The organism is Paenibacillus doosanensis, assembly GCF_025060755.1.
Taxonomy (GTDB): Bacteria; Bacillota; Bacilli; order Paenibacillales; family NBRC-103111; genus Paenibacillus_S; species Paenibacillus_S doosanensis.
Window position 1 is genome coordinate 112,475 of the sequence record NZ_JANYUY010000019.1, and the last position, 7,137, is coordinate 119,611.

General features: G+C 51.4%; 7 protein-coding genes. 1 reads left to right on the top strand and 6 read right to left on the bottom strand.

Annotated features, from left to right (window positions below):
* Positions 1 to 66: 66 nt before the first annotated feature.
* The 3 genes from N0M98_RS15490 to N0M98_RS15500 form a co-directional block, all read right to left on the bottom strand.
* On the bottom strand, positions 67 to 1,851 hold the full coding sequence (locus N0M98_RS15490; protein WP_259618473.1) for a sensor histidine kinase: 1,785 nt from the start codon (positions 1,849 to 1,851) through the stop codon (positions 67 to 69).
* Positions 1,848 to 2,858 (bottom strand): response regulator transcription factor, encoded by a 1,011-nt coding sequence (locus tag N0M98_RS15495; protein WP_259618474.1) that lies wholly within the window; start codon positions 2,856 to 2,858, stop codon positions 1,848 to 1,850. Before N0M98_RS15495 ends, N0M98_RS15490 begins: the two co-directional genes overlap by 4 nt.
* Before the next feature lie 185 nt (positions 2,859 to 3,043).
* A complete protein-coding gene (locus tag N0M98_RS15500; protein ID WP_259618479.1) occupies positions 3,044 to 3,841 on the bottom strand; it encodes a squalene/phytoene synthase family protein in 798 nt (265 codons plus the stop codon).
* A gap of 254 nt (positions 3,842 to 4,095) precedes the next feature.
* On the opposite strand from N0M98_RS15500, the gene N0M98_RS15505 reads away from it, so the two are divergent.
* Positions 4,096 to 5,178 (top strand): ParB/RepB/Spo0J family partition protein, encoded by a 1,083-nt coding sequence (locus tag N0M98_RS15505; protein ID WP_259618475.1) that lies wholly within the window; start codon positions 4,096 to 4,098, stop codon positions 5,176 to 5,178.
* A gap of 132 nt (positions 5,179 to 5,310) precedes the next feature.
* Here N0M98_RS15505 and N0M98_RS15510 read toward each other — a convergent pair whose 3' ends face one another.
* The 3 genes from N0M98_RS15510 to N0M98_RS15520 all read right to left on the bottom strand — a co-directional run bounded on the left by N0M98_RS15510 (position 5,311) and on the right by N0M98_RS15520 (position 7,003).
* Positions 5,311 to 6,225 (bottom strand): phosphotransferase family protein, encoded by a 915-nt coding sequence (locus N0M98_RS15510; RefSeq protein ID WP_259618476.1) that lies wholly within the window; start codon positions 6,223 to 6,225, stop codon positions 5,311 to 5,313.
* A 103-nt stretch (positions 6,226 to 6,328) separates the two neighbouring features.
* On the bottom strand, positions 6,329 to 6,655 hold the full coding sequence (locus tag N0M98_RS15515; RefSeq protein WP_249863202.1) for an antibiotic biosynthesis monooxygenase: 327 nt from the start codon (positions 6,653 to 6,655) through the stop codon (positions 6,329 to 6,331).
* Positions 6,656 to 6,742: 87 nt separating this feature from the next.
* Positions 6,743 to 7,003, bottom strand: a complete 261-nt coding sequence (locus N0M98_RS15520) for a PepSY-associated TM helix domain-containing protein (protein WP_259618477.1) — start codon at positions 7,001 to 7,003, stop codon at positions 6,743 to 6,745.
* Between the last annotated feature and the right edge of the window lie 134 nt (positions 7,004 to 7,137).

Sequence of the window (7,137 nt, forward strand, 5' to 3'; positions counted from 1 at the left end):
CAATAACAATACAGCCAGCCGGACTTTTTTTCCTTACACAATCTTTTTATTTATAATCGGATTTTTTTACGGGCTGCGATAAGGAATGCGGATGCTGATAACGCTGCCGCGTCCGGGGAAGGTATGCACGAAGACGCCGTAGCCTTGCCCGTATTTCAGCGATAGGCGCGCGTGTACGTTGGCCAGGCCGATCGCCCCGCTCATCAGCGATTCTTCATTCGACGATTGGCTGGAGAACTGCTCCTCCAGACTGGCCAGCTTCTCGTCCGATATGCCGGGTCCGTTGTCGGCAATCTCGATAATTAAATCTTGTCCCTCCTTATAGGCCGTTACGATGATCGCCGCTTCGCCTCCCTTCGGTTCGACGGCGTATTTGACCGCATTTTCGACGACGGGTTGAATGCTCAGCTTGATGATCGGGCAGCTCAGCAGTTTTTCGTTGACGCGGACGCCGCTTTCGAATTTCTTCGGATAACGGATATGAATGATGTCCAAATATTTGGTCAGCGAGCTTAATTCTTCCTCCAGCGTTACTTCATCGTAAGACCACTTCGACGCATAGCGGTAGACGTCGGCCAAATTTTGGGTAATTTTCTCGATCAGAGGGACATCCTCCAGGAAAGCGATGCTCTTGATAATATCCAGCGTGTTGTAGAGCAAATGCGGATTAATCTGGTTTTGCAGCGCGCGTATCGTCGCTTCGCTCTGCTTCAATTGCAGCTCCACTTCCTTGACCTTGTAATACGATACCTCGTCCATTAAGATGATTAACTGCTTGACCATTTTATTGAAGCTGTTATTCAATATTTGAAATTCGTTAATGGTCGATACTTTATGCGCTCTGACGCTCAAGTTCCCCATCGACACCGCCTCCATCAGCGATTTGAGCTGCTTGATCGGATGAATAAATTGGCGCAGCAGCAGCGGAATCAAGATCATGATGAGGAGCGATATGACGGCGAACGTAATGAGCGTCGATTGAACGGCCGATTGCAGGCTGTGGGCCATCTCCGCATACGGAACGATCGAAACGATCTTCCAGCCCGTATAGCCGGATACGCCATAAAAGACCAGATACGCGGTGCCGTTCACGTCGTACATATTTTTCCCGTTGTCCTCCTCCCCAGCCAGCTCCTTAAGAGGCGTATCCGCGATCCGCTTGCCGATCCACTCTTTGTTTGGATGATAGACGAATGTGTTATCGCCGGAGAGGATGAAGAAGAAGCCCGTCTTGCCGAGTTTCGACTTGGCGAACGTCGCTTCGATCTCCGATAACGAGAACTGAACGACCAGGTTGCCTATCATCTCCAGATTGATCGTACTGTAGATGGGGATGACCATGCTTAATACGAGAGGCCCGGTGTCGTCCAGCCTCTGTGTCGGCAGAACGGTGACCTCGGACAACGGCACGGCCGAATACCATGACTCGTTGGCATACGTCTGATTGCGGCTTTTATTGTTAAATAAAGGAAGGACCCGCTTGTCGTTGGACACCAAATACATATTGACGATTTCCGGGAAATTGAAGGAAACGTACGTCTTCATCTCCATCTCGATTTCGTTGATGTCCTCCGGTCCGGGGACGTATTCCTGCCTGAGCCATTGCTGCGTCAAAGCGGTGTTGATCAGCGTATTCGTCGAATTTTTCATTTGTTTAAAATAAAACTCCATATGATGGTTCAACCGGTTCGTCGCTTCCGTCGTGATCAGATTGAAATCTTCCTTGACCGCCTTGCTATAGTAATGATGGGAAAATAAGGTAATTAATCCGATAGACAATAAGCTTAGCGCCAAAAATAAAAAAATCATTCTGTGCTTGATGGAGTTGACCTGCAACCTCGGAAGCTTCATAGCCCTAAGCTCCTTCTGTATTCATTCGGCGTTTGATTCGCGACGCTTTTGAAGAGGCGGTTGAAATACGGCAGCGAAGAAAATCCGACCATATCCGCGACTTCGTATACTTTAAGATCCGAATCCAGCAGCAAATGCTTGGCCTTCTCAATGCGGAACATATTCAAATAATTGATAAAGGAATCGCCGCTGTTCATTTTAAAAAGCACACAAAATCTGGAAATACTCAGATCGGTATAGTCGGCAATTTGCGACAAAGTAATGTCCTTATGATAATTTTTCTGCACGTATTCGTTTACTTTTTTCAGCAGCGAGCGGTTTTTCTGCTCATCCCGATGCTGGTGACGCGACCACTCTTCCAGCAGCTTTACAAAGTAGCTTTGAATCGCCTCTACGTCCTTATCGTTTTCCAGCGGCAATTTCCGGTAATTCGGGATGACGCTGTCGAGCTGATCGTTCAATTTGTTAGCAAAAATGCAATATAGCCCCGACTTCACCCCTGTATCCGCTTTCATTTTGGAGATATAAAAGATCAGCTGCACCGCATCCTTCACCAGCTGCTGATGATCCATAACCTCCATCGTTTCTATAAAATGCTGAATTTTATGCAGACGCTCATGATTGGAATGAAACTGCTGCAGCCGTTCCACGGAACGCGTCAGCGCCCGCTTCAAATCTTCGGCCGGCACCGGCTTCAGCAAGTATTCCGTCGCGCCGTACCGCATCGCTTGCTGAGCGTATTTGAAATTTTCATAGCCGCTGATCACGATCGGAACCATGGATATATGATATTCATCGCATTTTTGCAGCAGCGACAACCCGTCCAATTGCGGCATCACGATGTCCGTAATGACAACGTTCGGCCAACACTGGTTAATCAAGTTCCAAGCCTCCATACCGTCGCTCGCTTGAGCTACCACCTTAAAGCCGAGATCGAAACGCTCGATCATCTCCACAATCGCGTTCCGAATCCAAACTTCGTCTTCCGCTACCAGCACATGGTACATGGATTCACCCCATTTAATCATTCGATAGGTGAAGTCTATCATATCGTCCGTCCGATTTGAACCCGATTTTTCATTTGGCTTTCATAACGGAATACGACAAAACAGCGCCCTCCCGCGAGATTCCGTCATCGGCTTGCTGCCGAGCCTCGGTAGTCTCTTTACAGGAAAGGCGCTTCGCTTCAGTGTTACAACGTGATTTTGCCGGCCATCACCCGGCTTACGATTTCCAGAACGGCCGCGCGGTTCAGCTTGCTTTTACCGGCGGTGATCGCCTTCAGCGTGCCGTGCGCCAGCGCCAGCGGAATGCTGCAGAAGTTGAGCACGGGGCCGCGTTTCAGGTCGGCGATATATTCGTCGGCCAGCTGCAGATTTTTGCGCGTGTATTGAATCATCTCTTCCATGCCCCAATGCTCGGGGAAGAAGCTGACCCCTCTTGTGGAGTCGTCCATCCGATTGCTTAAAATATTGACGGCTTGAAGCCCGCGGCCGAACGCCACGGCTTTGACGCGATCGGTTTGCGTTCCGTCGTACCACATCCACAGATCGGACAGCAATTCCCCTACCGCTCCCGCCACGCAATACGTATAGTGGTCCAAATCCTCTTCCGTCCGGATCGCCCACCGCTTCTCCACCCATTCGGCCATACCTTCCGCCATGACGGCCGTGCTTTGCAGAACGGTGTCCATAATCGATTCGGGGCAGACGGCGACCCAATCGTTCAGCCGCAGCGTAACCTCGGGAAGCATGTCCTCGTGCGGGGCGAAAAGCGCTTGCAATTTCGTTTCGCGTTCATTCTCGCGCAAAATGCGGCCTACGCCGAGCAGCAGCTCCACCTTAAGAGCGGAGGCCAGCTCCGGATGGTCTTCTATTTCATCGATTGCCCGCATGCATAAATAAGCCGAAGCGACAGCCTCCTTCAAACCGGGAACCAAGCGGCTGATCGGGATATAAAACGTTCTGCTAGTTGATGCCAACATATCCATGGAATCCTTCGTTAAATCTTTCGTCCTGTTCACCGATGACCTCCGATAATGTTAAATGTCGTAAGATAGCAACTATGACCTCTTTATATCATAGCTTTTCTTCTTTATGGAGGCAAATATACGGTCATTTTTATTTTCTGCTGCGTGGCATTGCGGGAAGCAATCATTTCCACCGATGCGATCGTGTTATATAATAAACTTATACTTCCTCCGCCGGAAGCGTGGAGCCAAGAATCAAGGATAGGAGAATACATATGGAAATTATTAATATTGCAACCGATTTGATCGATGAAGATAAGGAACAGCCCAGATATCAGTTTGCCGAAGAATCGCTGCAGGAATTAATGAATAGCATCGAGGAGCTGGGTCTGCTGTCCCCGATAAAAGTCAGGGCGCTCGACGGCGGGCGGTACAAAATCATTTACGGCAACCGCCGCTACAAAGCCTGCAAAGCTCTGGGCCGCGCCTCCATCCCGTGTATCGTATCCGCCGTTACCAACGAGCTGGATATTTATTTGGAGCAAATTGCGGAAAATTTGACGCGGGAAGGCTTCTCCCCGATTGAAGAAGCCGAGGCGTTCCACAAGCTGATGAACGATCCGAAATTCAGCAGCTCGGTCAAATATTTGTCCAGCAAGCTCGGCAAGCCCGAGTCGTATATCAAGAACAAATGCGAACTGCTCAAATTCGGCAATGCCGTGAAAAAAATGATCGTAGGCGGCACGGAAATCCGCAAAGACGCTCTGACCGAAGAGCAGCTGCTGCCGATCAAGGATTTGCCGCTCGAACACCGCGACCCGCTCGCCAAAATTATCGCCCGCGACGAGCTTCCCGTCAGCGACGTCAAGAAAATCGCCCGCCTTTTCAAGGACAAGAGCATCTCCTCCGGCACGAAGGACAAGCTGCTGTATAAATCGGGACCGGAGCTGATCGAAACGTGGTCGGTCTTCGAGCAGAATAAAGCCGAGCGGACCAAGCCGTCTCAGCCGAAAGCTGCCGCGGCCAAGAAGGAGAAACCGGAAGAGGCACAGAACTCCGGGCTGCCGGCAACGCCCCCGGCGGCTGCAGCGACTGCAACCGCCGCTTCGATCGGATCGTCCGAGATAGCTTCGGCTTCTCCGTCTCCTCTCGAAAGCAAGCTGCGGTCCTTGCTGACCGCCTTGCCGGCCAACACCCCGCTTCCTGCGGATTGGACACAGCTTCCTCCGGAGGCGCAGGAGCGGCTATTGGGCGATGTGCACACGCTGATCGACACGCTGGAGAAGCAGCTCAAGGAATGGAGGCAAGTCAAGGAGCTGGCCTCCTCCGCTCCGGTCGCCGCCGGACTGCAGGAGTAAAGCTTAGAGCGGCCGGCTTCCGCCGCAAAGCTTCGAAGCCGGGGTTTTATCACGGAGAAGAAGGGGTATCTGTCAAGTCTTCTTAGGACTTGCAGAAACCCCTTTGTTGTCCAAGCCGGATGAATGAACCCCTTAACGTTGGCTCAGCCAATGCGTCAAGTCTTCATGAAATGCCGCCGCTCCATTCCGGCCGGCCGACCGCAGCAGGCGAAGCATTGCCGCAGCTCGCCACACGGCCCGGAACTCGCCGCTTGCAGGCGCTTCCAAAGTATATCCTTCAAAAATATGCCGTTGATCTTCGCTCGAACCCCACGATACCAAATCAAATGCGGGATGGCTGATGTAGGCGTCGCCAAAATCGATCAATCCGGAGAACGCTTTACTTTCCGGATAAACAAACGTATGCGGCGGTCCCGGATTGGCGTGAAGCGCAACCGTCTCCGCATGGGACGGGAGAGAATCGAGAATTTGACCGGCCGCTTGCTCCACCGTGATCGTCAGCGTCCAGCCGGGCGGTCTGTCCCCCAAACGCTCCACCGCGGCGGCGAGCTGCTGCTCAATCGAGCTCTTGATATCGGTTTCGCGAAGACTTCCCTGAAAGAACGGGCTTTCTTTAAACGGTGCTTGGTCCAGCTGATGAATATACCGCAGCATTTGTCCCAAATCGCGCATCACCCGGCTCCGTTCCTCGCCTTGGAGATCAAGCCAGCGCGCCGCGACCCCCGGCATTCGCGTCATAACGGTGTATTCGACGCCGTCCTCCGTTCCGTAGCCCAGTACCCGGGGAACCTGTATCCGTTCATCCGCCTGCAGCTGATGAAGAAAGAAGACCTCTTTATGTAAGCTGGTTTGAGGACGTATTTTGGACGGGCGCTGCGTTTTTAGCACAATGTCCTCACCGATCATATAAGTGCGGGCCCGATTTCCCGTTTCATCAACCTGTCTGACTTCCCGGGCCTCCGGAACGTGTTTCTGCACCAAGCCGAGAACGATCTCGTTACTGAGCACCGGGTCTGCCGCAATATCTCTATCCTTATCCTTGCGCATCGCTCTTCCTCCCTTATGACGGATTATTCCTTCAAGTGCGTTATTTTGCGTAACGCCCGCCGGCAGCCGTTACGGCAGCCGAAGGATGCAGAGGGGCGGAGACTTACTTGCCCGAGCCTTCTTTTACCGCCTTCACTTCGTACATATTCACGGTGGTGCTGATCACGTACTCCGGCTTCGGTTTGCCGTGGTTTTGCCGGTGCCCTTGAATATGAACGTCGCTCTTCTCCCAATTTTTCCAGTCCTCTACCGATCTCCAGCGAATCATTACGACGACTTCTTCCGTCTCGTCCTGCTTTTTACGGTTGACCATGACGGTTTTGTCGATCAATCCCTCCATAGCATCCATCGGACTTTCTTTGGTAAAGCGTTCAACGACCAAATCTGCGCTACCTTTTTGCACAACGATCGTTCTGGTTTGAATTAACATAGGAAGACCTCCTCTTAGTGTATGAAAAAAATTATACGATATATCGCTATTTTATAACGATATATCGTATAAGGTCAATGTGACATTTTATCGATGGAGGCTTTCAGCCGCTCTTTTATTCCTGCTTCTTCTTTGCGCTCTTAACGTCTGAAGCGACAGCGAAATGCCGGTGACGGTTAATATAATTAATCCGACGGCCGTAACGTCGGCAAGCCATTTGACATTGACAGATCCGACTCGTCCTTCATGCAGACCGTGAATGAATCCGACGAATGAATTTCCCTGCTGCCCGAAACCGCCCGCGGGCTTCCCTTGCTGTCCGCCGCCGCTGGACGCGGCCCCTTTCATATTGTCTCCTCCTCGTATAGTATTTCTAGAACCAAGTTTTAAGCCGATTTCCAGTTCCCATGGGAACTGGCCGCAAACTTTTCGATTTCCAGTAAATCGCACCTTGAAAATTGCAAAAGGGACTGGACTTTCCC

Excerpts from the sequence above, each read along its gene's own strand:
- N0M98_RS15515 (WP_249863202.1), bottom strand. The coding sequence starts at position 6,655 with ATGTTAATTCAAACCAGAACGATCGTTGTGCAAAAAGGTAGCGCAGAT.
- N0M98_RS15490 (WP_259618473.1), bottom strand. The coding sequence starts at position 1,851 with ATGAAGCTTCCGAGGTTGCAGGTCAACTCCATCAAGCACAGAATGATT.
- N0M98_RS15500 (WP_259618479.1), bottom strand. The coding sequence starts at position 3,841 with ATGGATATGTTGGCATCAACTAGCAGAACGTTTTATATCCCGATCAGC.
- N0M98_RS15510 (WP_259618476.1), bottom strand. The coding sequence starts at position 6,225 with ATGCGCAAGGATAAGGATAGAGATATTGCGGCAGACCCGGTGCTCAGT.
- N0M98_RS15505 (WP_259618475.1), top strand. The coding sequence starts at position 4,096 with ATGGAAATTATTAATATTGCAACCGATTTGATCGATGAAGATAAGGAA.
- N0M98_RS15520 (WP_259618477.1), bottom strand. The coding sequence starts at position 7,003 with ATGAAAGGGGCCGCGTCCAGCGGCGGCGGACAGCAAGGGAAGCCCGCG.
- N0M98_RS15495 (WP_259618474.1), bottom strand. The coding sequence starts at position 2,858 with ATGTACCATGTGCTGGTAGCGGAAGACGAAGTTTGGATTCGGAACGCG.